Consider the following 26,612-nt stretch of genomic DNA (forward strand, 5'->3'; position numbering starts at 1 on the left):
GCTCCGTTGAGCAAGATCATCGTCATGACCTCCGGCAAGGGCGGTGTCGGCAAGACGACCTCGTCCGCGGCCTTCGCGACCGGACTGGCGCTTCGCGGCTTCAAGACGGTCGTCATCGACTTCGACGTCGGCCTGCGCAACCTGGATCTGGTGATGGGTTGCGAACGCCGGGTGGTCTTCGACTTCATCAACGTCATCAATGGCGAGGCGAAGCTCAACCAGGCGCTGATCAAGGACAAGCGGATCGAGAACCTCTACATCCTCCCGACCTCGCAGACGCGCGACAAGGACGCGCTGACCCGCGAGGGGGTGGAGAAGGTCCTGAACGAGCTGTCGAAGGAATTCGACTACATCCTGTGCGACAGCCCGGCCGGTATCGAGCGCGGCGCCCTGATGTCGCTCTATTTCGCCGACCACGCGATCATCGTCACCAACCCCGAAGTCTCGTCGGTGCGCGACAGCGACCGCATCCTGGGCGTACTGAACTCGCGCTCCCGCCGGGCGGAGCAGGGGCTGGAGCCTGTGACCCAGCAGCTTCTGCTGACCCGCTACGATCCGGAGCGGGTCGAGAAGGGCGAGATGCTGAAGGTCGACGACGTGCTGGAGATCCTGGCGATCCCGCTGCTCGGCGTCATCCCGGAAAGCCAGGCCGTGCTGCGCGCCTCCAACGTCGGCATGCCGGTGATCCTCGACGAGGTCTCCAACGCCGGCTTGGCCTATTCGGATGCGGTCGGCCGCTTCCTGGGCGAGGACATCGAGCATCGCTTCGTCACCCCCCAGAAGAAGGGCCTGTTCAGCCGGCTCCTGCGGAGGAGCGCATGAGCATCTTCAACTTCTTCCGCGCGGCACCGCGCGCGTCGGCCGTCCAGGCCAAGGAGCGTCTGCAGATCGTCATGGCGCACGAGCGCGCCGGGCGCAGCGGCCCCGACTATCTGCCGATGCTCCAGCAGGAACTGCTGGCGGTCATCGCCAAATACGTCAACATCGACGAGAACAAGGTCGAGGTGAAGCTCGACCGCGGCGGCGATTGTTCGACGCTGGAGGTCAACATCGAGTTGCCGGCCCGCGAGCAGGCCAAGGCCGCAGCCGCGGCCAAGGCGGCGGAGAAGCCGGCCGGCAACGACGATGCCGCGGCCAAGCGTGCGGCCGGCAACTCGGGCGCGAAGAAGCGGATCTGAGCCGGGGGCGGCACCCGTTGCGGCCTTCGCCTGAACCTCCGGGATCCCTCCGGTGCAGCCGCGCCGGGGGGATTTTGCGTTTGGGGCTTCCGCATCGCACATCTGCATCGGACATAGGCCGCCCCTGATCATCCGTCCGGGTTTACGGGCGGGCGGGGACGGGGTATCAACAGGGATACGCCGCACGAAAGGCCAATGGCTCCAAAGGCCTGCCCGATGACAGGTCCGGGGGCCGGACGGGACTGTTGGCGGCGGACCGACCACGGGACAAGAGGGTGCCGATGTTCCTCGATTGCTCGTCGCTGATCGCCGAGAACCCGCCGCGGCCATCGAACGGAATTGCGGTCACGGACATCGACGGCGACGGGGCCTTCGAACTGGTCGTGGCCGGCTACCGCACCGCCAACCTCGTCTTGAAATGGGTGGATGGCCGGCTGGTCGACGTCGCCGGTCCGCTGCTGGCCGATCCCGCCGGTCCCGCCTTGGGGCTTGCCGCCGCCGACATCGACGGTGACGGGCGGGAAGAGCTTTACGTCGTCAACTGCGACCGCGCTACCGGTTCCAAGGACATGGCCGACCGGCTGTTCGCCTGCTTCGGCAAGCATTGGATCGACCTGTTCGCCCAGGCGGAGAATGCCGGCGCCGCCAACCACACCGCCGCCGGCGCGGTCGCGGCGATGGACCGCTGGGGTCACGGCCGCTACGGCTTCCTGGTGGCGACGGACGGCGGACCCCTGCGCCTATACGAGCTGACCCGCCGCGGCCGGCTGGAGGATGGGGCGGAGGAGGCCGGGCTGGACTCGATCGGCGCGGCACGCGGCGTCACCGCCCTGTCGATCGTCTCGGATCACATGGATGTGGTGACGGTCAACGACGGCGGTCCCAACGAGCTGTTCCGCAACCTCGGCGACGGCAATTTCGAGGAGATCGCGGAAGAGCGCGGCATCGCCGATTCGCGTCCGTCCGGCCGTGCGGTGGTGGCGCTGGACGCCGACGGCGACGGGCTGTTCGACCTGGTGGTCGGCACCTGGGACGGGGCGCAGCGCTATTTCCAGCAGCGCATGGGCGGCGGCTTCGTCGAAGCGGCCGGTGCCGATTTTTCGATGCCCGGCCGCATCTTCACCGTCGTCGCCGCCGATTTCGACAATGACGGCTATGAAGAGCTGTTCTTCCATGCCCATGGCGAGCCTAACCGCCTGTTCGGCTGGCGCAACGACCTGTGGCAGGAATTGGAGCTTGGCGACGCCGCCGAGCCGAAGGGCCTCGGCACCGGTGCCGTCGCGGCCGACATCGATGGGGACGGGCGGCTGGAACTGATCCTGGCGCATGGCAGTTCTGGCAGTTCTCATGGCGGCCACGGCTCCCATGGCGGCGGCCACGGCGCAGAGGGCAGCGCGCAGCCGCTGTCGGTCTTTCGTCCGGAGGCGACCAACAATGGCTGGCTGCGCGTGCAGCCGCTGACTCCCTTCGGGGCGCCGGCCCGCGGTGCGGTGGTCAGCCTGACCGCCGGCGGACGACGCCAGCGCCGGGCGGTGTGCGCCGGCTCCGGCTATCTCTGCCAGGGCGAACCGGTCGCCCATTTCGGGTTGGGTCCGCTCCATGCGGTGGAGCAGGTGGAGGTGCGCTGGCCCGACGGCACCGTGGTGACGGTGGACGACCCGCCGGCCGACCGGCTGTTGATCGTTCCCTATCCGCCGGAGTAAGGCGGCTGATCCGTTCCATCGTCCGTACCCAAATATTTCAGCACCGCAATAGGTAGGGCCTTTCCTGCAAGCTTCCGTCACATTACAGTGCAAATCGTTGCGGCGCCCGCGGTGCGGGGCATCGCGCGGCATGCCGATCCGGACATAATCCGTCCCTGCCGCCGGTTTTCGCCGCGATGAAGGACCATGCCGGGGCCATCATGCTGGGCCGGCATGATCCGGGCGGGTCAGGGATGCGGGAGACCGGAAGGCACATGGCACGACGCGACGTTCCCCTGACGGGGGTGGAACGCTTCTTCGACCCGGATGAAGTCATCGTTTCCAAGACGGACCTGAAGGGGCGGATCACCTATGCGAACCGGGTGTTCCAGCAGGTCGCCGGCTACAGCGAATCGGAGCTGATGGGCGCCCCCCATTCCATCGTGCGCCATCCCGACATGCCGCGCTGCGTCTTCAAGCTGTTGTGGGTCACGCTGGAGGCGGGGCAGGAGATCTTCGCCTATGTCGTCAACCGCGCCCGCAACGGTGACCATTATTGGGTCTTCGCCCATGTCACGCCAAGTTTCGACGTGGACGGGCGGGTGATCGGCTACCACTCCTCCCGCCGGGTGCCGGAGCGGTCGGCGCTGGACAAGGTCATCCCGCTCTACCGTCAGCTCCTCGAAATCGAGGACAGCCACGCCGACCGCAAGCAGGGGATGGAGGCCGGATTCGCCGCCGTCCTCGCCCTGCTGGCCGAAAAGGGAATCGGGTATGACGAATTCGTCTTCTCCCTCTAACGCGTCGTCCCTGACCCGGGCCGGTTGGCTGGTCGCGCTTGGCCTCGTCGCGCTGGCGGTCCTGCTGGTCGTGGAGCTGCTGAATGCCGGTGGCGTCGCTTTGCGCACCGGTCTGGCGCTGGCCGGGCTCGCCACGCTGGGCGGGGCCGGTCTGTACCTGCGCCGCGCCGGCGCGGTGGTGCGGCAGCTGACCGCGGTCAACCGTGCCGTCGCCGCCGGCGATTTCGAGGCGCGGGTGATCGGCATCCGCGAGGGCGGGGCGCTGGGCGAACTGATGCACGCCACCAACGATGCCATCGACCGCACCGACGCCTTCGTGCGCGAGGCGACGGCCTCCATGCATGCGGTGTCGGAGCACAAGTATTTCCGCCGGATCGTGCTGCGCGGCATGCAGGGCGGCTTCCTGCACGCCAGCCGCACCATCAATGCGGCGACCGAGAGCATTTCGCAGAAGGTCGCTGGTTTCGCCGGCGTCACCCAGCGCTTCGAGGGCCAGATCCAGAGCGTCTGCAGCGAGGTGGCCGACACCGCCCATCAGCTGGAGGTCTCCGCCCGCACCATGGAGACGGACGCGACCCAGGCGACCGGCAAGGCCTCTTCGGTCGCGGCCTCCGCGGCGCAGACCGGCAGCAATGTCGGCAGCGTCGCCGCCGCGACGGAAGAGCTGTCCGCCTCCATCGCCGAGATCGCCCGCCAGATCGGCGATGTCGCCCGCGTCGCCGAAACCGCGGCCGGCGAGGCCGAGCGGTCGAACGCGTTGGTCGCCACGCTGTCGGGGGCGGCGCGCACGGTCGGCGACGTCATCACCCTGATCAACGACATCGCCAGCCAGACCAACCTTCTGGCCCTGAACGCCACGATCGAGGCGGCACGGGCAGGGGAGGCCGGCAAGGGCTTCGCCGTCGTGGCGCAGGAGGTGAAGCGGCTGGCCGACCAGACCGCCAAGGCCACCGGCGACATCGCGGCCCAGATTGCCGGCATCCAGTCCTCCACCGACGAGGCGGTCGGCGCCATCGTCGGCATCGGCCGCACCATCACCTCGATCAACCAGATCGCGGCCGGCATCAGCGCCGGTATCGAGCAGCAGGGCTCCGCCGTGCGCGAGATCGTCGTCAACATGGAGCAGGCCGCCGCCGGCACCCGTGCCGTGTCCGACGACATCCGCGAGGTCACCGATGCCGCCGGCCGCACCAGCGGCACCGCGCACGAGGTGTTCGCCGCGTCCGAACGCATGGCGGCCGAAGCCGACCGGCTGACCCGCGAGGTCCAGCGTTTCCTTGACGAGATGCATCGCGTCGCCTGACGGCGCTTTCCCGGCGTGGTGACGCGCATCGCATCAACTGCCCGGCGAATGTGCACAGCATGTGCATGAGATCCCGCAATGCGGAATTGATCTGGCGTATTTCCACGCGGCGTGGACTTTTTATTACGAATTTAGCGAGAAATCGTGTTACCAGTCGGCAATATGGCTGGCGTATGACTGCCGACGCCACGACCCGTTGAGCAACCTCACGCCAGCCTGCCTTTAGTTTCAGCATCTTAACCGTACGACACTTCCGAAACATCCGGACCAAGGGTGTCGTCCGCGGCCAAGTGCCGCGGAAATCGGGAAGGGTGGGCGGCCCGCGGAGAACCGGCGACCGTTGGCACGGCTTTTGATGAAGGGGAAACAGGGACGGTCATGACGGGGGACAAGACGATGAGCATGGCGGGCACCGATCTGTTCGAGCTGTCGCGGGGCGTGCTGGATGTTGCCTCGAAGAAGGTGTCCTTGATCGAGGACATTACCCGGCGCACCAAGATGCTGGCGATGAACGCCCTGATCGAGGCGGCGCGGGCCGGCGACGCCGGGCGCGGCTTCGCCGTCGTCGCCAACGAGGTGTCGGAGATCTCGACGCAGGTCAACAGCATCACCAAGGAACTGCGGTCGGAGATCGTCGCCCGTGTCGATCACCTGACCACCACCGGCAGCGCCATGGTGCAGGAGATGCACGGCAAGCGGCTGGCCGACCTGTCGCTGAACATGATCGAGATCATCGATCGCAACCTGTACGAACGCTCCTGCGACGTGCGCTGGTGGGCGACCGACAGCGCGGTGGTCGATTGCGCCGCCGACCCGGGCGAAGAGGCGCGCCGCCATGCCTCGCGCCGGCTGGGCGTAATCCTGGAATCCTACACCGTCTATCTCGACCTCTGGATCGCCGACCGCAACGGCACCGTCATCGCCAACGGCCGGCCCGACCGCTATCCGGGCGCGCGCGGCGCCAACGTGTCGGACGAGCCCTGGTTCCGCCAGGCGCTGGCCACCCGCAACGGCAGCGAGTTCACGGTCGGCGACGTCGCCCGCAACCGCAGCCTGGACGACCGTGTCGTCGCCACCTATGCCACCGCCATCCGGCGCGACGGCGAGTCGGACGGCGACGCCATCGGCGTGCTCGGCATCTTCTTCGACTGGGAGCCGCAGGCTGCCGCCGTGGTCGAGGGCGTGCGGCTGGAGGCCGGGGAGCGCGAGAAGTCGCGTTGCCTGCTGCTCGACGCCCGTCATCGGGTGATCGCCTCGTCCGACGGGCGCGGCCTGCTGACGGAGACGGTGCCGCTGCGTCGCAATGCCGGCTCCATGGGCCACTACATCGACGACAGGAACCGCATCGTCGGCTATGCCCTGACCCCCGGCTACGAGACCTACAAGGGGCTGGGCTGGTACGGCGTGATCATTCAGGAACGCTGATACAGGAACGCTGATACGGCGGCCTCGACTGTCGCCTTCACTGTCGCGGAAAAGGGCAGGGCCGGGATACACTCCCGGCCCTGTTCCGTTTCGGGGTTCGCGATCATGTCCGCCCAGCAGTTGACCGTCCGCCGGGAGAGCTTCCCGATCCGCGGCTCCTTCCGCATCTCGCGCGGGGCCAAGACCGAAGCTGCCGTGGTGGTGGCGGAGGTGACCGACGGTCCGCACCGCGGCCGTGGCGAATGCGTGCCCTACGCCCGCTATGGCGAGAACGTGGACGGAGTCGTCGCTGCACTGGAGGCGATGGCAGGCGCGGTCGCCGGTGGGCTGGGCCGCGATGCGCTGTCCCGGCTGATGCCACCAGGGGCGGCCCGCAACGCGTTGGATTGCGCCCTGTGGGACCTGGAGGCCAAGCGCAGCGGCGTGCCCGCCTGGAAGCTCGCCGGGCTGGCCGAGCCGCCGGGGCCGCTGGTCACCTGCTATACGCTGAGCGTCGACGAGCCCGAGGCGATGGCCGCCGCGGCGCGGGAACGGGCGCCGCGCCATCCGCTGCTGAAGATGAAGCTGACGGGGGAGGGCGACCTCGACCGGGTCCGCGCCGTCCGCGCCGCCGCGCCCGCCGCCCGGCTGGTGGTGGACGCCAACGAGGGCTGGACGCTGGACCAGTTGCACCGCTTCGCTCCGGTGCTCGCCGGCCTGGGCGTCGAGATGATCGAGCAGCCGCTGCCCGCCGGCCAGGACGATGCCCTGCGCGGAGTCGCCTGCCCGGTGCCGCTGGGCGCCGACGAATCCTGCCACGGGCTGGAATCGCTTGATAAGCTGCGCGGGCTCTATCAGGTGGTGAACGTCAAGCTGGACAAGACCGGCGGCCTGACGGAGGCGCTGGCGATGACCCGCGCCGCCCATGCCATGGGGTTCGAGGTGATGGTCGGCTGCATGGTGGCGACCTCGCTGGCGATGGCGCCGGCGATCCTGGTCGGGCAGGGCGCGCGCTACGTCGACCTCGACGGTCCGCTGCTGCTCTCCCGCGACCGCGAGCCGGGGCTGCACTATGACGGCGCGGTGGTCCAGCCGCCGCTGGCGGAGTTGTGGGGGTAGGGAAGGTTAGGTGTTGGCTCCGATTGCCCCCACCCTGACCCTCCCCCGCTGGGCGGAGGAGGGAAATGGACCTTTGTCGGCGTTCAGCGGCAGTCCCTCCCCCGCCCAGCTCTCGCACAAAGCTCTGCTTTGTGCTGACGCGGCAGGCGGACCGTAGGTCCGCTGAGAGCGGGGGAGGTTAGGTGGGGGTCTAACTTCTTCAACTGGAGAAGGTCTAACCCTCACGCCCCCTGCACATAAGGCGGCGGCGGGGTGCCCACGGACGCCGGCACATAGGGCGCGTCGGCCATCCCGTTGACCTTCGCGGCCATGATGAAGTCGTTCTCGTGCAGGCCCTTGATCTTGTGGGTCCAGAACGCGACCCGGCAGTGGCCCCAGCCGAAATGGATGTCGGCGTGGTGGCCTTCGGCCTCGCACAGGTTGCCCACCTGATTGGCGAAGGCCTGGGCCTGGACGAAGTCGGGGAACTTGAAGTCGCGCTCGATGCGGTCGGGGTCTTCCTTCATGACCCAGCCCGGCACCTGCACCAGATAGGAGGCGGCCATCGCGCGGTCCATCGGCGGTATTCCGCCGCGGCAGGGCTCGCAGGTCTTGCCGGCCAGTTCCTGTGTCGCCGGTGTTTGCGGTGTCATCCCGGTCTCTCCCTTGTTTGCAGGTTGGGCTTGTTTGTAGGTTGGGCGGTCTGGGCTGGAACCTTACCGCCTACAAGCTTGGGTTCGGGCAGGCGCTTCGGCAAGCCCGGCGCCCCGACTGCGCCCATTTGGCAAGATTTCTGGAAGCGATCCGATGACCGACCTGCGCACCGACATGCCCTTCGCCGATTACCAATACCCGACCAAGCCGGTCGACGGGCCGCGGCTCGCCATCGTCGGCGAGGCGCCGGGGGCGGAGGAGGCCCGGCAGGGCACGCCTTTCGTCGGTCGCAGCGGCAAGCTGCTGGACGAATCGCTGGCCGCCGTGGGGATCGAGCGGGCGGAATGCCTGGTCGCCAACGTCTTCCGCTACCAGCCGCCCGGCAACAAGGTTGGGCATTTCTTCGCCTCGCGCGCCCGCGCCCGCAAGGAGGGGCGGGAGATCGACGAGAGCTGGGGCGCCTTCGGCACGTCCGATCGGCTGCTCGCCGAGTTCGCCGACGAGATCGAGCATCTGCGCGCCACGCTCGCCGACTACCGTCCGTCGGTGATCGTGGCGCTCGGCCGCACGCCGACCTGGGCGCTGACCGGCGAGAACGGCATCCTGCAGCTGCGCGGCAAGGTGCTGCCCTGCCGGCTGCTGGAGGGGGTGGAGGTGGTTCCGACCTTCCACCCCAGCTACCTGCTGCGCGGCCAGCTGGTGGAACAGCCGACATTCCTGGCCGACCTGCGGCTGGCCGTCTCGCGCCTCAGCCGTTAGATCGGATCACGTAAGATCGGAATCGATCTGAAGTGTGAATCCGATCGCTAAATCTGAGCCAGCAGGCGCCAGATCGTCGTTTCGCGCGCCTCCCTGTCCTCCAGCTCCAGCGAGGTCGGGACGGTGTAGCTCGCCACCTTCTCGACACCGCCGGCGGGGAAGTAGGCGCGGCCGGGATCGCCCAGCAGGACCAGCGTTCCGGTCGCCGCGATCTCGCGCAGCCACGCCGTCACCCGTTCGGCCATCGGCTTCTCGTAGCAGACGTCGCCGGCCAGCACGACATCGATGCCCGGCAGGGGCCGGCCGACCAGATCGGCGCTGACCGCCTTGAGCTCCACCCCGTTGGCCTCGGCATTCAGCGCAATGGCGGCGAGCGAGAAGCGGTCGATGTCGCAGCACTGGACCCGCGCCGCCCCCGCCATCATCGCGGCGATGCCGACCAGCCCGGTGCCTGCGGCAAAATCGAGCACCGACCTGCCGGCCACCAGCTCCGGCCGGTCGAGCAACAGCCGCGCCACGGCCTGTCCGCCCGGCCAAGCGAAAGCCCAGTATGGCGGTGGCAAATTCGTAGCGGCCAAGGTCTCCTCGGTGGCTTGCCAGAGGGGTGTGACCTCGGTGGCAAGATGAAGCTGGATTTCCGGCAACAGCGGCGTGGTCGTCAGCGCCGTGTTGTCGCGGACGAAATCTTGCGGAGATGCGTTGTTCATACGAGGCTTCCCGAGGGACTCCGCTGTTGGGGGTATGCTGGTCGATGGCTTTTGAATGTTACACATTTCAAACGGTGTAGACACAGCTGCGAACCCGTGTTACCCGTTCTCGCCAGGGGAAAACAGAGGGATTGGGGGAATCATGCGGCAGAGGGGAACCGCCATCGGCCTTTCGTTTGCGGCTTTGATCGCGCTCAGCCCCCTTACCGTGTCGACGGCTGCCGCACAAGACGGCGATTGCGTCCGCACCGTCCGCTCCATCTCCGATTTCACGATCCGCGGCGACGCCTGGACCTGGTGGGACCATGCCGCCGGCCAGTATGACCGCGACCAGCGCCCCGCCGTCGGTTCCGTCCTCGTCTTCAAGCGCACCGGCCATATGCGCCGTGGCCACGTCTCGCTGGTCAGCGCGGTGATCGACCGCCGCACCATCGAGGTGGACCACAGCTGGATCGATGGCGACGGGCTGCGCCGCGGCATGCGGGTGGTCGACGTTTCCCGCAACAACGACTGGTCCGCCGTCCGCGTCTGGCACGAGCCGACCGACCAGATGGGCCTGCGCGTCTACGCCGCCTACGGATTCATCATGCCGGAGGGGGAGGAGGCTTCCCCGCGCGGCGGCCGGATGCTGGATGCCGGCGACCGCGGCATGGACCAGGGCTTCAGCAGCAGCCCGCGCGGCCGTGCCAAGGCCAATGGCCCGCGGATGATGGAAGCGTCGCTGCACCCGCAGAAGGGCCACAGCGTCTCGGTTCCCGGCCGCAAGCCGCAGAGCCTGCCGGCCACCGCCGTCGCCTCCCACGCCAAGCCGCAGCGCACGGACGTCGCGGTGCTTCCGGTCCGCAAGCCGGGTGCCTCGCATGCCGCTCCGGTCACCGTCGCCGAAGCCGCCGCGCCCGGCAGCCGCCGCACCGTCGCCCCCGGACGCAAGCCCGGCTCGACCAGCTCCGTCGCCCAGCTGGCCGATACCAGCGAGCGCTGAGCGGGGCAGGCTTTGGGCGATCAGGATTTCAGGAAGGGCGGGGCTTTGCTCCGCCCTTTTTGTTTGTGCGGGTGTATGAGCGTCAGTAGACGATGCCCCCACCCCAACCCTCCCCCGCTTACGCGGGAGAGGGGGCCTTATGCGAGGCGGCGGCAGTCCCCTCTCCCTCAAAGAGGGGGAGGGTTAGGGAGGGGGCAATCGAAGCCAACCCCCTCCCCACCAACGCCTCCCTAAATCTTCCCGGCCAAAATGGCCGCCAGAACCAGCCAGCCGAACCAGCGGTTGGACTTGAACTTGTCCAGGCAGTCGCCCTGATCGTCCGGCCGCCATGTCGCGACCTGCCAGGCCAGTTGCAGCGCCGCCAACGACAGCACCGGCAGGAACAGGCCGCCCAGACCGGCGAGGCGGCCGGCAATGCCGATTCCGACATAGGTCAGGGTGTAGAAGCCGTAGATCCAGATCTTGCTCTGGTCGCCCAGGCGCAGCGCGGTGGACTTCACGCCGATCCGGGCGTCGTCTTCCTTGTCCTGGTGGGCGTAGATGGTGTCGTACCCCAGCGTCCAGGCGATGCCGGTGACATAGAGCGCCAGCGCCGGCCAACCGACATCGTTCTGCACCGCGGCCCAGCCCATCAGGGCGCCCCAGTTGAAGGTCAGGCCCAGGAAGGCCTGCGGCCACCAGGTGATGCGCTTCATCAGTGGGTAGGTGAAGACCAGCGCCAGCGACAGCACGCCCAGCCCGATGGCCGTCATCCCCAGCTGCAGCAGGACCAGCAGCGACACCAGCAGCTGAAGCACCAGGAACGCCAGCGCCTGACGCACCGACACCTGTCCCGACGGGATCGGGCGGGAGCGGGTGCGCTCCACCATCGCGTCGAACTTGCGGTCCAGGATGTCGTTGACGGTGCAGCCGGCGCCGCGCATCAGAACGGCGCCGATACCGAACAGCGCCATCAGCCAAAGCAGCGACGGCCAGTCGCGGAAGGGCTGCGGCATCGCCAGGGCCACGCTCCACCAGCAGGGGAACAGCAGCAGCCATGTCCCGATCGGACGGTCCAGCCGTGCCAGTGTGACATAGGGGCGCAAAGCTGCCGGCACGCGGCGGGCGAGCCACCCGTCCTGGCGGATGTCTGTAAAGCCTGAGTCGGGAAGAGTGGGACCGGTGGAGGCGGTGGGCATGACGGCGGCGTTCCCGCTGTGCTATTGAGATGTCTGAACAGGCAATCAGCGCGAAGGTATCGGGCTGCCGTCCAGGCGGCAAGCACGCTGCCATGGCCGGGTGCGAGGTGGGTGCGGCGTTAGGCCCGGGCTGTCGCTATGGAAAATAGCAGGTCGGGGGCTTGCACGCGCTAAAATCGCACCAATACTGTTTCTTCGTTGTAACCTCAGCGGTCTGCTATCTTAAATGGACATGAACGCAACACCGGACCGTTTCGCCATCGTCATCGACGACGAGTCGATCATATTGGCCGGGATGGAGATCATGCTGGACACCTGGGGCTACCGGGTACTGGCCGCCGAGGATGTGGAAACCGTCCTGGCGAAGCTGCCGGGCCATCCGGTTCCGGACGTGATCTTGTCCGATTACCGGCTGCGCGACGGCTGGTCGGGCATCACCGCCGTGCGTGCGGTGCGCGAGGCCTGCGGCGTTGCCGTTCCCGCCATCATCCTGACCGGCGACACCGGTGCCGAACTGATGGCCGCCGCCAAGGCCGAACAGGTGCGTATCCTGCACAAGCCCGTCCAGCCCAACGACTTGCGCCGTCAGATCGAGGCCGTGATCGCCCCGGTCTGATCGCCCCAGTTTGATCGCAGCGGTCCGGTCGTGAAAGCCTGATCCCCCGCGCTCCGGCCCGCCATCCATTTTCCGCGCACCGCCCCTGCGCGTCACCGTTGTCTCTGATGTGCTGACTTGCACGCCCGCAGCCGGCTATAGTCGGCGCCGCCCCGCGGAGACGACAGCCATGGCCGACCCGATCAAGACCCGCCTGTATGTGGACAGCCCGCTGGCCGAAGGCCAGTCGGTCGGGCTGGACCATGAGCGCGCCCATTTCCTGCGCCATGTCCTGCGGCTCGACCGCGGCGATCCGGTCGCCGTGTTCAACGGCCGCGACGGCGAATGGCGCGCGGTGATCGATGGCTTCGGCAAGGGCTGGTGCTCGCTGACCGTGGCGAACCAGCGGCGGGAACAGGACACGACTCCGGACCTCTGGCTTCTGTTCGCCCCGCTGAAGAAGGGCCGCATCGACTTCGTCGCCGAAAAGGCGACGGAGATGGGGATCTCCCGCCTCTGGCCGGTCTTCACCCGCCGCACCGATCCCAACCGCGTCAACATCGACCGCCTGCGCGCCAATGCGGTGGAGGCGGCCGAGCAGTGCGAGCGCCTGAGCGTGCCGGAGATGGGCGAGGCTCTGCCGCTGGACCGCGCGCTGGCCAACTGGCCGGCCGATCGCCGGCTCTATCTGTGCGCGGAGGCCGGCTCCGCCCGCCCCATCGCCGATGTGCTGCGCGACGCGCCCCCCGGTCCCGCGGCCTTGCTGGTCGGGCCGGAGGGCGGCTTCGACCAGTCGGAACTTGACGAACTTGCCAAACTCCCCTTTGTTGTTCCGGTGGGATTGGGTCCGCGCATCCTGCGGGCCGATACGGCGGTGGTGGCGGCGCTGGCTTGCTGGCAGTCCTTGGCCGGGGATTGGACTGCCGGGGGAAGCGACCGGCGTCCGCCTTTCCGCGCGCCGACCCCTTAACCGGCCGCCATCCGGCCGTTCCTCCGTCCACTTCCCGCGAGAGACTTCATGTCCGCACCCCCGACCACGCGCGGCGAACCCATCACCGACCGCCGCCAACTGGTGGCCTATCTCGAATCTGGCAGCAAGCCGGCGCCGGACTGGCGCATCGGGACCGAGCACGAGAAGTTCGCCTACCGCACCTCCGACCTGCGGCCGCTGCCCTATGACGGGCCGGACGGCATCCGCGAACTGCTGACCCGCATGACCCGCTTCGGCTGGCAGCCGGTGGAGGAGAAGGGCAACATCATCGCGTTGGTCCAGGACATGGCCAACATCACGCTGGAGCCGGGCGGGCAGGTCGAACTGTCGGGCGCGCCGCTGGAGACCCTGCACCAGACCTGTGCCGAGGTGCACCGCCACCTGCGCCAGGTGAAGGAGGTCGGGGCGGAGCTCGGCATCGCCATGATGGGGCTGGGCTTCCAGCCGAAATGGACGCGCGACGACATCCCGTGGATGCCCAAGGGCCGCTACAAGATCATGCGCGACTACATGCCGAAGGTCGGCTCGCTCGGCCTCGACATGATGACGCGCACCTGTACCGTGCAGGTCAACCTGGACTTCGCGTCCGAAGCGGACATGGTGAAGAAGTTCCGCGTGTCGCTGGCCCTGCAGCCGATCGCGACCGCGCTGTTCGCCATGTCGCCCTTCACCGAGGGCAAGCCGAACGGCTTCCAGAGCTTCCGCAGCCACATCTGGACCGACACCGATCCGGACCGCACCGGCGACATCCCCTTCGTGTTCGAGGACGGCTTCGGTTTCGAGCGCTACGTCGACTACCTGCTCGATACGCCGATGTACTTCGTCTACCGCGACGGCACCTACATCGACGCGGCCGGCCAGTCCTTCCGCGCCTATATGGACGGCAAGCTGCCCGCCCTGCCGGGCGAGCTGCCGCTGATCACCGACTGGGCCGACCACACCACCACCGCCTTCCCGGAAGTGCGGCTGAAGAAGTATCTGGAGATGCGCGGCGCCGACGGCGGCCCATGGCGCAGCCTGTGCGCCCTGCCGGCGCTGTGGGTCGGGCTGCTCTACGATCAGGTGGCGCTGGATGCGGCCTGGGATCTGGTGAAGGACTGGACCACGGAGGAGCGCGCGCATCTGCGCGCCGAGGTGCCGCGGTCGGGCCTGCGCACGACGTTCCGTAATGGGACGGTTCGCGAGGTGGCCCGGGAGGTGGTGGCGATCGCCCGCGACGGGCTGGCGCGGCGTGCCCGCAACGACAATTGGGGCGACGACGAGACCCACTTCCTCGACACCCTGCAGGTCATCGCCGAGACCGGCCGCAGCCCGGCCGACGAGCTTCTGGAGAAGTTCAACGGCCCCTGGGGCGGCAGCGTCGATCCGGTGTTCAAGGAGTATGCGTACTGAGGGGAGCGGGGGCTTTGCCGAGGTGAGGCCCCCTCCCTAACCCTCCCCCTCTTCGAGGGAGAGGGAACTGCCGCTGCTCTGCGACCAACTCCCTCTACCGCGATCGGACCGGCCTTTGGCCGGCCGAGGGCGGGGGAGGGAAGGGGCCCAAGCTGCAAAGCTTGGGAAGGGAGGGGGCACCCGGGCGAGGCCCCTACGCCGCCACCGCCACATGCGTGATGCAGCTCTTCGAACACACCTTGGAGCAGCTTTCGCAGCCGATGCAGTTGGCCGCGGTCTCGACCGTCATCACCTTCTTCTCGGCCTCGTCGTCGAAGGCGTCGACGATGTCGCCGTCCTCGGTCAGGCCGATCATGTTCAGCACGCCGCGGCCGCAGACCTTGAAGCAGCGGCCGCAGCCGATGCATTGCTTCTGATCGATGGTTTCGACGAATTTCGGGGTCCAGCTCTGACCACCCCGGGTGGTGCCGGTCAGGAACTCAGCCATGGGAATGCTCCTCTCGGGAAAGGGTGCGCCTAAGCTTTTTTGAAAATGGAGGGGATCACGCCTTCTCCAGCGCCTTCAGCGCCGCCCGTTTCTCGGTCAGGGTCTTGAAGGCGTCATAGGTTTCCTGCGCCACCGCCAAGATGGTCTGCCAATTCTGCGGAAGCTCTTCCGACAAATCGTGCAAATCCATTTTCTTCTGCGTGGCACGGGCGTTCAGCTTCTTGATCTCGTCCTTCAGGGCGTCGATGTCGCTCATGGTCGTGCTCCCAAGGGCTTGAAGATCCGGCTCAGAGGTTTGCGACCTCGGGGTATTCCCGGATCAGCGCCACCGCATCCTCGACCAGCTTGGCGCCGTCGGCGGCCAGCTTCTCGATGCTGGGGAAGCCGAAGCGGTGGACGTCGCGCAGGGTTTTCGACACCACCACCAGCCGGCCGGTGGTCAGGATCATGCGGCCGAAGCCCTCGTGGCTCATCTTCATCATCGGCGAGGCCATCATGCCGGTCTGCTTTTCGACCGTGACGCCGACCGCCTTGTAGAACAGCTCCAGCCGCCACAGCGTGTCCGGGTCGGGATCGCCGATGATCGGGATGGCGGCGCGCGCCTCCTTGTCCAGGATGAAGGGGGCGAGCAGAGCCTCGTCCGGCTTGCCTTCCCAGGCGCCATAGCTGTCCTCGGCACGGAACAGCAGGACCAGCGTCTTCACGAACTGGTCGGCGACGGACACTTCAGCCAATTCGGCCATGCTCAGACCTCCTCCTCGTCGAAATGGAATTGCGGCGTCTCGCCCATCGCCTTGCGCAGCCAGGGCGGCGGGTTGCCGTTCAGCGTCTGGACCAGCTTGTCGAGCAGGGCCGGGATGGTTTCCGTGGCCTCGACCTTCACCGGATGGATCTTCTTCGCCACCACGCGGGCGGCGGCCGAGGCGCCGATGGCCGACAGGTAGATGATGGCGACGTCGGCCAGCGCCTCCAGCTTGGGCACCAGCTTGTCCTCGTTGCCGTCCTCGAACATCGAGCCGCCGAACTGGAAGGTCTCCAGAAAGGCATGGCCCTGGCGGTCGACCCGATAGACGGCGATGTTCTTGGCCCAGCCGAAATGCGCATCGACGTGCTGCATGTCCTGGGTGCAGAAAGCGACCTTCATCGATCCTCCTTGTGTCGGGCGGGGGGCCTGCACCACGCTCAGACGGCGTTGCATCCGCATGATCCGCCTCCGCAGCCGTGCGATTCGCCTGCCCCATGGTGTCCGGCGTCGTGATTTTCGTGGTCCATCTCGCGGGCGAGGAACAGGTTGCCGATCTCGCACAGCAGCTCGCGCGTGCCGCGGTAGCCGACCTGGACGCGCAGTCCCGCACCCAGCCGGTCGAACATCGGCAGGCCCATGCGGTGCAGCGGCACGCCGATCCGCGCCGCCCCCTGCCGCCCGTGCGAGTTGGAAACGATCAGGTCGGCGTCGCGGGCCAGCGTCTCCAGGTCGGAATGATCGCCGACCATGATGGTGGCGGCTTTCAGCCGTTCCAGAACCGGGCTTTGAGTCGGCGACACCGCGGCGACCACCTCAGCCCCCATATCGGCGAGGAAGCCGGTGACGGCGTAGAGCAGGTCGGGTTCCAGCGCCACGGCGATGCGCTTGCGGCTGAAGAAGAAATGCCCGTCCAGCATGGCGTCGACCAGGGCCTCGCGCTGGCGCCGCAGCCGGGCCGGCGCCGGCTTGCCCGACAGCTCCATAGCCAAGCGGACCAGCTTGTCCGATGCCTCCAGCCCGGTCAGCCGGCTGAAGAAATGGCTGGGCACGTCGGTCTTCAATTCCAGCGCGTTGCCGGCGACCCGCATATGCTCGCCGATCACGATGGTCGCGGCAGAGGCGCCCATGGCGCGGATCTGCTCCACCGTCACGCCGCCCAGCGATGTGGCGGTGAAGTCGGTCGGCTGGCGGCCGGACATCGACAGCGACAGGTCGGGCAGCATGATCGGCGACAGGCCGAAGCCCTCGATGATGTCGCGCAACTCCTCGACATCGCCAGGCGACAGATGGCTACCGGCCAGCACATTGACCTGGGTCGGGATGCGCACCGGCGACGGTTCGACCAGACGTTCCACCATTGCGGTCACTGCGGCGGCGAAGCCGTCCTCGAACCCGCCGGCGAAGTCGGGGGTGTTGGCGAAGACCAGGGCGGTGTCGGCCATGTCGGGGTTGCGCTGGCGGAACAGCGTGTACTGTCCGCCCATGTCCTCGCCCTTGGTCTCGGTGACGCCGGTGGTGGCGACGCCGATCATGGCGGGTTTGTTGCGCTCGACGATGGTGCGGATCGCCTGCTCCAGATTGTCGTAGCCGCCGAGGATGGTGGAGACCTGATCCATCGCCGTGGTCTGCAGCGGGATCGCCTCGCGGAAATGGCGGACCAGCAAGACCAGCCCGAAGGCGGTGCAGCCCTGAGACCCGTGGAACAGCGGCAGGCAGCGGTCGACGCCGAGATAGGCGAGCGCCGCGCCCAGCGGCTGGCTCATCTTCAGCGGGTTGGTCGAGGCGGCCTTGGCGGCGGAGGGGAAGCGCTGGACGTGCGACATCGGCCTTACTCCGCCGCCAGAAGGGTGGAGGACGGACCGGATTCCCACGGCGCCGGCTGGCGGACCTGACGCCAGATCGGGTTGGACAGCGTCTTGTCGATCTCTTCGCAGAGATTGACGATGCCGTCATAGCCGGCATAGGCGTGGTGGCGCTCCTGGTTGATGTCGAGCCAGGGAACCTTGGCCTTCAGCGAGATGAACTGCGACCGGCCGCCGGACATCATGATGTCGGCCTGATCGTCGGCCAGCATCTTGTGGATGTCGCGCGGCTTCAGATCATCCCACTGGTGGAACTCCTCGCCCTTCATCTTCTTGATGCGCTCCTTGTCCTCCTTGGTCGACTTCTTGGTGGAGGTGCCGAGGATGGTCAGCCCGGCGCCTTCCAGCGCGCTGACCATCGACCAGCTCTTGACCCCGCCGGTGAAGAGGAGGACGCGCTTGCCCTCGAAGCGCGGCTTGTAGGGTTCCAGACGGCGCCAGACGCGGCTTTCCTCCCGTGCGATCACGCCTTCCGCCCGGTCGATCAGCCCCTTGTCGGCGCCGCGCTCCACCAGCATGCGGGTCATGGTGCGCAGCGTGTCCGACATGTCGGACACGCCATAGAAGGACCCCTCGAAATAGGGGATGCCGTAGCGCTCCTGCATCTTGCGGCCGACATTCACCAGCGCCTGGCTGCACACCATCATGGTGACGCGGGCGCGGTGGGCCTGGGCGACCTCGTTGTAGCGGCCGTCGCCGGAAATGCAGGACAAGAGGCGGATGCCGATCTCGTCCAGCAGCGGCTTGACCAGCCACAGCTCTCCCGCGAGGTTGTATTCGCCGATGATGCAGATGTCGGTGGGGGTGGTGTATTCCGGCTCCACCGTGCCGATGACATGCTCAAGCAGGGCCTCGCCGGCCAGCTTGTTGCCCAGATTCTTCGATCCGACGAAGCCCGGCGCATCCACCGGGATCACCGGCTTGCCCAGCTTCTGCGTCGCGAACTTGCAGACCGCGGCGATGTCGTCGCCGGTCATCGCCGGCACACAGGTCTGATAGACGAAGACGGCCGGCGGGTCGTATTGCTGAACGATCTCCTTGATGGCGCGGTAGAGCTTCCTCTCGCCGCCGCCGATGACGTCCAGTTCCGACAGGTCGGTGGTGAAGCCGGTGCGGTAGAGCTGCGGGCCGGAGGATTGCGAGCCGCGATTGTCCCAGCTGTTGCCCAGGCAGGCGATCGGTCCATGGACCAGATGGGCGGCGTCGGCGATCGGCTGCAACACGATCATCGCCCCGTCATAGGCGCAGCCGCCGGCCGCCGCCCCAGGCTTCAGCGACTTGGTGCAGCCCTTCTTCTTCTCCTTGGCCGACTTTGCCTGATTGGTCGCGCAGCCCGGTTCGTTGAAGACGTCCTGGATCTTGTCCTGGAGCATGCCCGCTCTCCCATCCTGGCGCCGGAAATGGCTCTGCGACGGTGTGATGCAGGGGGCGTGCCAGAGGGTAAGTTTTTGATAAGCAATGATTGTCGGGTTCCACGGCCCTGTCCGATAGATGACAATCGGGGGTTCGTCTGAGGGGCTTGTCGGGTGTCGCACATGCCGGGCAGGGGGGCGTCGGGTTCCCTCCCCCGAGACGGGAGAGGGCGTTCTTCGGGCTTCACCTCGCCGAAGCGGATGCGCCGAAGCGGATGCGCCGAATCCATTGATAAAGAAGCCCGGAGCGCGCCGTCACCGACGCACTCCGGGCTGGGGAGGTTGCCGCCGGGCAGGGGGGATGGAAACCCCGGCCCGACGGGTAGACCGGAACCGATCGTGATCCGATGCCTGGAGGCCGCCGGTCAGCGGATCAGGTCGAACGAGTAGTCGGTCTGGCCGACGATGTTGGTGTTGGCGTCGATGTCCTCGAAGATCCGGTCCAGGATCCGCACCAGCACGTTCAGCGCGCCCTGGTAACCCCAGGTCGGGTAGCGGTGGTGGTGGTGGCGGTCGAAGATCGGATAGGTCAGGCGGATCAGCGGAACCTTGGTGTCGCGCTCCAGATACTTGCCGTAGCTGTTGCCGATGATGTAGTCCACCTTGTCGGTGAAGATCAGCGAGCGCAGGTGCCACAGGTCCTTGCCGCCGTAGGCCGCACCGGACTTGCCGAAGGGCGAGCCGTCCAGCACCTTCTGGACCTGCTTCTCCCACTTCTTGGAGCCCGAGGTGGACAGGATGTGCACCGGCTCCGCACCCAGTTCCAGCAGGAACTTGGTCATGCCCAGGCAGAAGTCCGGGTCGCCATAGACGGCGAAGCGCTTGCCGTGCATGTGGGTGTGGCTGTCGGCGATGGCGTCGACCAGACGGCCGCGCTCCAGCTTCAGGCTGGCCGGCACCGGCTTGCCCGACAGTTCCGCCAGCTTCAGCAGCAGCTCGTCGGTGGCGGTGACGCCCATCGGGTAGTTGAACTTGGCGACTTCCTGGCCCTTCTCCTTGCAGAACTGCAGGGTCTGGGTGGTGTTGTACTCCTGCATGGAGATGGTGGCCTTGGCATGCAGGGCCTCCTTGGTCTCCTCGATGGTGGTGCCGCCGTCATACATGCGGTACTCGCCATCCATCGGCGTGTCGAAATTGTCGGACACGTCGGACAGGATCTGCAGCTTCACGCCGAACTCGCCGGCGATGCGCTTCAGTTCGCGGTTGTTGCCGACGGCGAAGCCGTCGAAGCCCGGGATCAGGTTGATCTGCTCGGTCTTGGGCGTGTCGAAATTCTCCGAATTGCCCCAGAAGTTGCTCAGGATCCCCTTGATCATGTTGTCGTAGCCGACGATGTGGCTGCCGACGAAGGCCGGGGTGTGGGCGAACGGCACCGGGAAGTCGGCCGGCACGCTTTCCTTGTTCTTCGCGTTGGCGATGAAGCCCTGCAGGTCGTCGCCGATCACCTCGGCCATGCAGGTGGTCATCACTGCGATCATCTTCGGCTTGTAGAGCGCATAGGCGTTCGCCAGGCCGTCGATCATGTTGTTCAGGCCGCCGAACACCGCCGCGTCCTCCGTCATCGACGAGGAGACCGCGCTGTTGGGCTCCTTGAAGTGGCGGGTCAGGTGGGTACGGTAATAGGCGACGCAGCCCTGGGAGCCATGGACGAAGGGCAGGGTGCCCTCGAAGCCCTGGGCGGCGAACATCGCGCCGATCGGCTGGCAGGCCTTGGTCGGGTTGATGACGACCGCTTCACGGGCGAAGTTCTTCGCCTTGTATTCCTCGGACTTGGTCCATTCGGACACGCGGGCGACTTCCTCGTCCGAATGGCCGTACTCGAACTCGGTCTTCTTCTTCTCGAACATCGCCGCGTATTCGGGCTGCCGGAAGAGCGTGTAGTGGTCGAGGACCTTGTCGGCGCTCTGCGAAAGCTTGTCGGTCATTCTCAAATTCTCCTGTTCCAGAGGCCGATGGTCAGAACGGGGCCTTCATCACGCCCCAGACGGGGTTGTTGATGGCCAGGTCCATGTCGCGGGCGAAGATCGCGAAGCCGTCATAGCCGTGGTACGGGCCGGAATAATCCCAGCTGTGCATCTGGCGGAACGGCAGGCCCATCTTCTGGAACACGTACTTTTCCTTGATGCCCGACGCGACGAGGTCGGGACGCATCGCCTCGACGAACTTCTCCAGTTCGAACGCGGTGACGTCGTCGTAGATCAGCGTGCCTTCCTTCACATAGTGGGGCGTGCGCTGATAGTCGTCGTTGTGGGCGAACTCGTAACCGGTGCCGATGATCTCCATGCCGAGGTCATGGTAGGCATCGACGACGTGGCGGGGACGCAGGCCGCCGACGTAGATCATGACCTTCTTGCCGTCCAGCCGCGGCTTGTACTTGGCGATGACGGCATCGACCATCGGCTGGTAGCGGGCGATGACCTTCTCGGCGTTCTCCTTGATCTTGTCGTCGAAGAGAGCGGCGATCTTGCGCAGGGATTCGGCGATCTGGCTGGGGCCGAAGAAGTTGTATTCCATCCAAGGAATATTGTACTTCTCTTCCATGTGGCGCGCGATGTAGTTCATCGAGCGGTAGCAGTGGATCAGGTTGACCTTGGCCTTCGGCGTGTTCTCCAGCTCGGCCATGGTGCCGTCGCCCGACCACTGGGCGATCACGCGCAGGCCGATCTCCTCCAGCAGGATACGGGACGACCAGGCGTCGCCGCCGATGTTGTAGTCGCCGATGATGGTGACGTCATAGGGGGTGGAAACGAAGTCGGCCTTGGGTTCCGTCTTCTCGAACACCCAGTCGCGGATGGCGTCGTTGGCGATGTGGTGGCCCAGCGACTGGGACACGCCGCGGAAGCCTTCGCAGCGCACGGGGATGACCGGCTTGCCGATTTCCGCCGACTTGGCGCGGGCGACCGCCTCGATGTCGTCGCCGATCAGGCCGATCGGGCATTCCGACTGGATCGAGATGCCGTTCACCAGCGGGAACAGCTCGTTGATTTCCTCGATGACCTTGTGCAGCTTCTTGTCGCCGCCGAAGACGATGTCCTTCTCCTGGAAGTCGGAGGTGAAGTGCATCGTGCCCCAGCTGTCCACGCCGGTGTCGCCGATGTAGTAGTTGCGGCGGCCGGACCAGGAGTAGTAGCCGCAGCCCACGGGCCCGTGGGAGATGTGGATCATGTCCTTGATCGGACCCCACACCACGCCCTTGGAACCGGCATAGGCGCAGCCGCGGATCGTCATGACGCCGGGGATGGACTTGACGTTCGACTTGACGCCGCAGTCCTTGGCCTCGGCCTCCAGCACGTTCAGGTGCTTGGCGCGGCGCTTGCGGGACTTTTCGGGATAGGCTTCGAGGACTTCGTTGACGAGGTTCTTGACGTCGACCGTGGTGTTCTCGGACAGGCTCATAGCCGGCCTCCTGCTTGAATATTCCGCGCCGCTTCAGCGCGTGACCGAGCCCCTCCCTCCCACGCCGACGTCGCCCGGCCGGAACCGGTGGGCAGTCGTTGGGTCGACGTCGTGCGGGGCTGGGGAAAAGGGCCAGTGTTCAGGCGGTCCCCCCTGCGCGGGGGCAGGGGGGCCGGTAGGCAACCGTCGCTACGCCCGGGATCAGGCGCCGGCCTTCGCCGCTTCCTTGGCAGCCAGCTCGGCGAGCTGCTGCTCCTCGGTCTTCATGATGCCGAAGTCCATCAGCATCTCTTCCAGCTCTTCCATGGTGATCGGGGTCGGGATGCAACCCTGGCCCGAGTTCGCGTGGATCTTGTTGGCGAGCGCGCGGTATTCGCCGGCCTGCTTGCTGTCCGGGGCGTATTCGATGACCGTCATGCGGCGCAGCTCGGCGTGCTGCACGATGTTGTCGCGCGGCACGAAGTGGATCAGCTTGGAACCGAGGCGCTTGGCCAGCGCGTCGGCCAGATCCCATTCCTTGTCCGTCTGGCGCTCGTTGCAGATCAGGCCGCCGAGACGGACGCCGCCGCTGTGCGCGTACTTCAGGATGCCCTTGGCGATGTTGTTGGCGGCGTACAGCGCCATCATCTCGCCGGACATGACGATGTAGATTTCCTGGGCCTTGTTCTCGCGGATCGGCATGGCGAAGCCGCCGCAGACCACGTCGCCCAGCACGTCGTAGGACACATAGTCCACGTCGTCGTAGGCGCCGTTTTCTTCCAGGAAGTTGATCGAGGTGATGACGCCGCGGCCGGCGCAGCCGACGCCCGGCTCCGGACCGCCGGACTCGACGCACTTGATGTTCTTGTAGCCGATCTTGAGAACGTCCTCGAGTTCCAGATCCTCGACCGAACCGGCCTCGGCGGCCAGATGCAGGACGGTGTCCTGGGCCTTTGCGTGCAGGATCAGGCGGGTCGAGTCGGCCTTCGGATCGCAGCCGACGATCAGGATCTTCTGATCCAGCTCGACCAGCGCGGCCAGCGTGTTCTGAGAGGTGGTGGACTTGCCGATACCGCCCTTGCCGTAAAAGGCGATCTGACGCAGAGGCGCTTTGGCCATGTGGGTCGCTCCTGTGCTTGGGTCGTGGGACTGTGCTTCGATCCGGTGCGGCCGGTTCGTGGCCGCTTCGGATTTCATGGATTGCACGACCCGTGCCAGAGCGGTGATGCCTGATAAGATGCTGAAATCATTATGTTATTCAGTGTGGCGACGCGTGCCTTCCCATTGTCGGGGTCCCGACACACACGACAAAGCCCGACATTTTGTCGGGTCTTTTCGTGGGGGCTATGGGGAGGTGTCGGCTTTCGAATGCCCCCACCTAACCTCCCCCGCTCTCAGCGGACCTACGGTCCGCCTGCCGCGTCAGCACAAAGCATAGCTTTGTGCGAGAGCTGGGCGGGGGAGGGACTGTCGTCGCATGGCGGCAAAGCTCCTGTCCCCCTCCCCCGCCCAGCGGGGGAGGGTCGGGGTGGGGGCAATACATCGCAGAGGCTATCCTACCGCCCCTCGCCCAAAGCCTCGCTCGCCACGACGATGCGCAGCGCCAACTCCTCCACCGCCTCGTCGCGGTCCATGTCGTAGAGAAGCTGTGCCAGCAGCCGGCCGCGCGCCACCAGACGGCGGGCCAATGCCGGATCGGCGGGCTTCGCCAGCAGCGCCTCGACCAGCCTTTCGCCGGTCAGGCGGGCCAGGGCGTCGCAGCGGTCGACCAGCCGCTGCTTCAGCGTGTCCACGGCGGCGGGGCGGCCGGCGTGGGTCAGGTCGGCACAGAAATGGTGCAGGCTGCGCAGCTGGCGCAGCAGCGCCGCGAACAGGAGGTCGTCCAGCTCGCCGCCGGCCGCCGCCTTGCCGACAAGATCGAACAATGTGTCGGAAAGCCGCCATGCCGCCGAAAGCCAGTCGTTCATCGCCTTGCGGTCGGCCGGCTCGACGAAGGGGCCGGACTCCTCCTTCGTCTCCTCCTGGTCGTCCAGGTTGCGAAGCGCGATGACGATCAGCCCATCGGCCTGGGCGAGCGTGGCGAGGCTGGCATGAAGCGCCTTCAGCCCACGGTCGGCGACGAATCCCTCAATCGCCTCGGTGGCGCGGTGCAGGGAATAGCGGGCAAGCCGGCGCGACTGATAGACGACGTCCTGCAACGCACTGCCGCCGCCCAGCGCCTCCAGCACCATCCGCCGCACCTCGAAGCGCAGCAGGGCGCGGGCCAGCCGGTCGATGCCGCCGACGTCGATGGGGCGGCGGTCCCTGGTCAGCGCGTCGGCGGTGGCGCGGGCGTCGGTCTCGATGGCGCCGATCACCGCCTGGAGATGGCCCTTGCCGCCGCCGCGCATCCGCCCGACCAGCGCCCGCATCGCCTCGGCAAGGTCGATGGCGCTGGGCAGGCTTTCCTCATGGGCGGTGCGGCCGGTCACCAGCCGGTCGATCAGATGGTCGCGCACCCCCGGCAGCAGCACGTCGGTGACGATCTGCCCGATCGGCCGCAATAGCGCCTCCAGCATCCGGCCCGGCGGCTGACCGGCCAGCCCCGGCAGCGGGTTGACCGGCTTGGGAACCAGCCTTGGGCGATGCGGCTCCAGCAGCTCCAGCACCGCGTCGCCGCGCAGGGGCGTGATGGTGCCGCGCAGAAGCTGGGCGAGGCGCAGGGCCGTTCGCGCCTCGTCGATGCCGCGCGGCGGAAGACCGTCGGGCGCTGCCGGTGCGGCGAGTGCGGGCTGGGGAGACGGTGGTGGCGTCCGGACAAGCGTCTGCGTGGGCACCGGCGGGGTGCGCCGGCGCCGGCTGTCGTCGTACTTGGTCGGCCAGAAGGCCATGCGGGTGCCGCCGGATCGTAAGCGTCGCTGTACTGAGTATGGGGACGGACCGTTCGGCTTCAAACGGACAATGTTGCGACATGCGGCACTGGAACCCTTCCGGTTGCGGTGGTCCGGGCTTGGCACGCGCCCGCTTATACAATATCCATATAAGGAGTAATGATATTTGGGTGGAGCGGACCGGCGTGGTGGATGGAGTGGCGACACAGGATGCGAGTGGTCGGACGACGACGTCCGGTTCGCCCCCTGACTCGCCATTGGCCCTTCGCGCCCACCGCGCCAACCTCGTCAACATCCCGGCCGCCGCGCTGTGCAGCGAAGCCTACAATGACGAGCCGCGGCGCCTGCGCATCGGCGCCACCCGCAGCGAGCACGCCGCCTTGTTCGAGGCGCTGGACGAAAGCCCAGACGCGCTGACCGCATCTGACGTCTTCCAGCGCCACATGGCCGAGGTGTTCGGGGTGAACCCCGACTTTTCCGGGGCAGAGGGGCCGGACGGCAAGCGCCGTTTCCGTGCCAGCTACCTGCGCCTGCTGAAGGGCTGGATGTTCGACAGCAACCGGGCGGAAGGCGCGGTGATGAAGGGGTGGGTGGAAAGCCGGTTCGGACTGCTGCCGACCTTCCATGGCGAACCGATCCGCCGCTTCGCCTCCGACGCCTGGGAGGCCTATGGCGAGCAGAGGCAGTCGACCCGCTTCCACAACAACAACATCCACCTGCAGCTCGACCTTCTGTACGAGTTCTGCCAATGGACCATCCGCCGCGGCTGGCCCGATGCGCCGATGCCCAACTGGGCCTCGCACATCCGGCTGTACCGGGGCGTAAACGATTTCGAGGAACACCACATCGTCGCCCGGCCGGACAAACGCACGGCGGTGCTTCGGCTGAACAACCTGTGTTCCTTTTCCATCAACCGCGACATCGCCGGCCAGTTCGGCGACTACATCCTCGATGCCTGGGTGCCGCTGCCCAAGGTGGTCTTCTTCCGCGACATCCTGCCGCGCTACCCGTTCCAGGGCGAAGGGGAATACCTGGTGATCGGCGGGGATTACCGGGTGGGTGTGTCGCTTCTCTGACAACCTCACGCCGGGCGTCGGCTTGTGGGCCGTTTGCCGGGCGCACCAGGAAAGGGCGGGCA

Annotated in this window: 26 protein-coding genes; 13 read left to right on the forward strand and 13 right to left on the reverse strand. The window is 66.9% G+C overall.

The window, feature by feature from the left end:
- The first annotated feature begins 6 nt into the window (after nt 1-6).
- The 7 genes from minD (at nt 7) to dgcA (ending at nt 7,486) form a co-directional block, all read left to right on the forward strand.
- Nucleotides 7-822: a septum site-determining protein MinD gene (minD, locus tag ACWPKK_RS02770; RefSeq protein ID WP_149223123.1), complete on the forward strand. Its 816-nt coding sequence runs from the start codon at nt 7-9 to the stop codon at nt 820-822.
- Nucleotides 819-1,178 carry a cell division topological specificity factor MinE gene (gene minE / locus ACWPKK_RS02775; protein ID WP_149223124.1) on the forward strand — a complete coding sequence of 120 codons (360 nt, stop codon included), beginning with the start codon at nt 819-821 and terminating at the stop codon, nt 1,176-1,178. The genes minD and minE overlap by 4 nt, the downstream gene beginning before the upstream one ends.
- Nucleotides 1,179-1,459: 281 nt before the next feature.
- Complete coding sequence (locus ACWPKK_RS02780) at nt 1,460-2,881, forward strand: CRTAC1 family protein (protein WP_452000895.1); 1,422 nt, start codon at nt 1,460-1,462, stop codon at nt 2,879-2,881.
- A gap of 254 nt (nt 2,882-3,135) precedes the next feature.
- Nucleotides 3,136-3,660: a PAS domain-containing protein gene (locus tag ACWPKK_RS02785; protein ID WP_324869568.1), complete on the forward strand. Its 525-nt coding sequence runs from the start codon at nt 3,136-3,138 to the stop codon at nt 3,658-3,660.
- The gene (locus ACWPKK_RS02790) at nt 3,635-4,963 is read left to right on the forward strand and encodes a methyl-accepting chemotaxis protein (RefSeq protein ID WP_452000897.1); all 1,329 of its coding nucleotides are present in this window, start codon (nt 3,635-3,637) and stop codon (nt 4,961-4,963) included. The genes ACWPKK_RS02785 and ACWPKK_RS02790 overlap by 26 nt, the downstream gene beginning before the upstream one ends.
- Nucleotides 4,964-5,341: 378 nt before the next feature.
- The gene (locus tag ACWPKK_RS02795; RefSeq protein WP_324869570.1) at nt 5,342-6,388 is read left to right on the forward strand and encodes a methyl-accepting chemotaxis protein; all 1,047 of its coding nucleotides are present in this window, start codon (nt 5,342-5,344) and stop codon (nt 6,386-6,388) included.
- A gap of 105 nt (nt 6,389-6,493) precedes the next feature.
- The gene (gene dgcA, locus ACWPKK_RS02800; RefSeq protein WP_452000899.1) at nt 6,494-7,486 is read left to right on the forward strand and encodes an N-acetyl-D-Glu racemase DgcA; all 993 of its coding nucleotides are present in this window, start codon (nt 6,494-6,496) and stop codon (nt 7,484-7,486) included.
- Between the two features lie 221 nt (nt 7,487-7,707).
- Here the strand turns inward: dgcA and ACWPKK_RS02805 are convergent, their stop codons facing one another.
- Entirely contained in the window at nt 7,708-8,118 is a 411-nt protein-coding gene (locus ACWPKK_RS02805) for a 4a-hydroxytetrahydrobiopterin dehydratase (RefSeq protein WP_452000901.1), read from the reverse strand.
- 154 nt (nt 8,119-8,272) lie between these two features.
- Here ACWPKK_RS02805 and ACWPKK_RS02810 point away from each other — a divergent pair, with 154 nt between their 5' ends.
- Nucleotides 8,273-8,878, forward strand: coding sequence for a uracil-DNA glycosylase (locus ACWPKK_RS02810; protein ID WP_452000903.1), 606 nt, complete (start codon nt 8,273-8,275; stop codon nt 8,876-8,878).
- Nucleotides 8,879-8,925: 47 nt separating this feature from the next.
- Here ACWPKK_RS02810 and ACWPKK_RS02815 read toward each other — a convergent pair whose 3' ends face one another.
- Nucleotides 8,926-9,585, reverse strand: coding sequence for a class I SAM-dependent methyltransferase (locus tag ACWPKK_RS02815; protein ID WP_452000904.1), 660 nt, complete (start codon nt 9,583-9,585; stop codon nt 8,926-8,928).
- Between the two features lie 142 nt (nt 9,586-9,727).
- On the opposite strand from ACWPKK_RS02815, the gene ACWPKK_RS02820 reads away from it, so the two are divergent.
- Nucleotides 9,728-10,567 (forward strand): CHAP domain-containing protein, encoded by an 840-nt coding sequence (locus ACWPKK_RS02820; protein ID WP_452000906.1) that lies wholly within the window; start codon nt 9,728-9,730, stop codon nt 10,565-10,567.
- A gap of 230 nt (nt 10,568-10,797) precedes the next feature.
- Here ACWPKK_RS02820 and ubiA read toward each other — a convergent pair whose 3' ends face one another.
- On the reverse strand, nt 10,798-11,745 hold the full coding sequence (ubiA, locus tag ACWPKK_RS02825) for a 4-hydroxybenzoate octaprenyltransferase (protein WP_452000908.1): 948 nt from the start codon (nt 11,743-11,745) through the stop codon (nt 10,798-10,800).
- Between the two features lie 232 nt (nt 11,746-11,977).
- On the opposite strand from ubiA, the gene ACWPKK_RS02830 reads away from it, so the two are divergent.
- The 3 genes from ACWPKK_RS02830 (at nt 11,978) to ACWPKK_RS02840 (ending at nt 14,723) form a co-directional block, all read left to right on the forward strand.
- The gene (locus ACWPKK_RS02830; RefSeq protein WP_324869577.1) at nt 11,978-12,361 is read left to right on the forward strand and encodes a response regulator; all 384 of its coding nucleotides are present in this window, start codon (nt 11,978-11,980) and stop codon (nt 12,359-12,361) included.
- A 169-nt stretch (nt 12,362-12,530) separates the two neighbouring features.
- Nucleotides 12,531-13,310 (forward strand): 16S rRNA (uracil(1498)-N(3))-methyltransferase, encoded by a 780-nt coding sequence (locus tag ACWPKK_RS02835; protein ID WP_452000910.1) that lies wholly within the window; start codon nt 12,531-12,533, stop codon nt 13,308-13,310.
- Nucleotides 13,311-13,358: 48 nt separating this feature from the next.
- On the forward strand, nt 13,359-14,723 hold the full coding sequence (locus ACWPKK_RS02840) for a glutamate--cysteine ligase (protein WP_452000912.1): 1,365 nt from the start codon (nt 13,359-13,361) through the stop codon (nt 14,721-14,723).
- Nucleotides 14,724-14,916: 193 nt separating this feature from the next.
- Here ACWPKK_RS02840 and fdxB read toward each other — a convergent pair whose 3' ends face one another.
- From fdxB to ACWPKK_RS02890, 10 genes are all read right to left on the reverse strand, one after another.
- Nucleotides 14,917-15,210, reverse strand: a complete 294-nt coding sequence (fdxB, locus tag ACWPKK_RS02845) for a ferredoxin III, nif-specific (RefSeq protein WP_063634021.1) — start codon at nt 15,208-15,210, stop codon at nt 14,917-14,919.
- Between the two features lie 55 nt (nt 15,211-15,265).
- On the reverse strand, nt 15,266-15,466 hold the full coding sequence (locus ACWPKK_RS02850; protein ID WP_452000914.1) for a CCE_0567 family metalloprotein: 201 nt from the start codon (nt 15,464-15,466) through the stop codon (nt 15,266-15,268).
- A gap of 31 nt (nt 15,467-15,497) precedes the next feature.
- Nucleotides 15,498-15,953 carry a NifX-associated nitrogen fixation protein gene (locus ACWPKK_RS02855; protein WP_324869581.1) on the reverse strand — a complete coding sequence of 152 codons (456 nt, stop codon included), beginning with the start codon at nt 15,951-15,953 and terminating at the stop codon, nt 15,498-15,500.
- A 2-nt stretch (nt 15,954-15,955) separates the two neighbouring features.
- A complete protein-coding gene (gene nifX / locus ACWPKK_RS02860; protein ID WP_324869582.1) occupies nt 15,956-16,354 on the reverse strand; it encodes a nitrogen fixation protein NifX in 399 nt (132 codons plus the stop codon).
- A 38-nt stretch (nt 16,355-16,392) separates the two neighbouring features.
- Nucleotides 16,393-17,778 carry a nitrogenase iron-molybdenum cofactor biosynthesis protein NifN gene (gene nifN, locus ACWPKK_RS02865; RefSeq protein WP_452000916.1) on the reverse strand — a complete coding sequence of 462 codons (1,386 nt, stop codon included), beginning with the start codon at nt 17,776-17,778 and terminating at the stop codon, nt 16,393-16,395.
- A 5-nt stretch (nt 17,779-17,783) separates the two neighbouring features.
- Nucleotides 17,784-19,190, reverse strand: coding sequence for a nitrogenase iron-molybdenum cofactor biosynthesis protein NifE (gene nifE / locus ACWPKK_RS02870; protein ID WP_452000918.1), 1,407 nt, complete (start codon nt 19,188-19,190; stop codon nt 17,784-17,786).
- 404 nt (nt 19,191-19,594) lie between these two features.
- Nucleotides 19,595-21,154, reverse strand: coding sequence for a nitrogenase molybdenum-iron protein subunit beta (gene nifK, locus ACWPKK_RS02875; protein ID WP_452000920.1), 1,560 nt, complete (start codon nt 21,152-21,154; stop codon nt 19,595-19,597).
- A 31-nt stretch (nt 21,155-21,185) separates the two neighbouring features.
- Nucleotides 21,186-22,625, reverse strand: coding sequence for a nitrogenase molybdenum-iron protein alpha chain (gene nifD, locus ACWPKK_RS02880; RefSeq protein ID WP_111065782.1), 1,440 nt, complete (start codon nt 22,623-22,625; stop codon nt 21,186-21,188).
- A 201-nt stretch (nt 22,626-22,826) separates the two neighbouring features.
- Entirely contained in the window at nt 22,827-23,723 is an 897-nt protein-coding gene (nifH, locus tag ACWPKK_RS02885) for a nitrogenase iron protein (RefSeq protein WP_098740339.1), read from the reverse strand.
- Between the two features lie 437 nt (nt 23,724-24,160).
- Nucleotides 24,161-25,474: a hypothetical protein gene (locus ACWPKK_RS02890; protein WP_452000922.1), complete on the reverse strand. Its 1,314-nt coding sequence runs from the start codon at nt 25,472-25,474 to the stop codon at nt 24,161-24,163.
- 185 nt (nt 25,475-25,659) lie between these two features.
- Here ACWPKK_RS02890 and ACWPKK_RS02895 point away from each other — a divergent pair, with 185 nt between their 5' ends.
- Entirely contained in the window at nt 25,660-26,550 is an 891-nt protein-coding gene (locus tag ACWPKK_RS02895; RefSeq protein WP_452004703.1) for an NAD(+)--dinitrogen-reductase ADP-D-ribosyltransferase, read from the forward strand.
- The last annotated feature ends 62 nt before the right edge of the window (nt 26,551-26,612 follow it).

The organism is Azospirillum largimobile (assembly GCF_977007025.2).